This window comes from Campylobacter concisus UNSWCS (assembly GCF_000466685.1).
GTDB classification, from domain to species: Bacteria; Campylobacterota; Campylobacteria; order Campylobacterales; family Campylobacteraceae; genus Campylobacter_A; species Campylobacter_A concisus_A.
In genome coordinates, this window is sequence record NZ_ANNG01000133.1 from 1 (window position 1) to 595 (window position 595).

Annotated in this window: 1 pseudogene; it reads right to left on the reverse strand. The window is 31.6% G+C overall.

What is annotated here, in order from left to right:
• Window positions 1-331: 331 nt before the first annotated feature.
• Window positions 332-595 (reverse strand): annotated as a pseudogene (locus tag UNSWCS_RS12205) (hypothetical protein); the annotation flags it as partial.

Consider the following 595-nt stretch of genomic DNA (forward strand, 5'->3'; position numbering starts at 1 on the left):
CTTCGTTTCCCAATTCAGTAAGATCTTTGGAAAATCCAATAGAAAATAAAACTACAAGTAAAACTAAAATTCTTTTCATTTTTTGCTTCTTTAATTTAATCTAATAGACGATATTTTGTCTTTTTTAAACTTAAGTTATTATTAATTATATATTTATTTATGTGATAAAATAGCATATATAAACTTACCTACCATTTCCTATGCTTTTTCTAAAAAACAAACTCTGGTTTTGGTTTATATTTTTTAGGAGAAATGGGTCAAATTTCAAGAATAAATTTTAAAAAATCATTTGCTATTAATGCTGAACACAACGATCGCACATTACCCCCAAGATATCCATTGTTGGCTTTAGTGGCTGTCTGCCGTCTCCTCCTTTAAAGCTTGGGTTGAAAAAAAGCGTGCTTATCATCTGCTTATTTGACTCTTTGCCGTTAAAATCAGCCGCAGCCGAGCCAAATTCATGAATGGAGTTATGAATTTTTGTTACTTGCATACTTTGGCGGTTATAAGAAAAGCCTTGAGGGAAATTTCTTATCTCATCTAAGCTAAAGCTATCTTTTGAGTTTAGTGTGTCTTCGCCAACTACTTGGGAGAG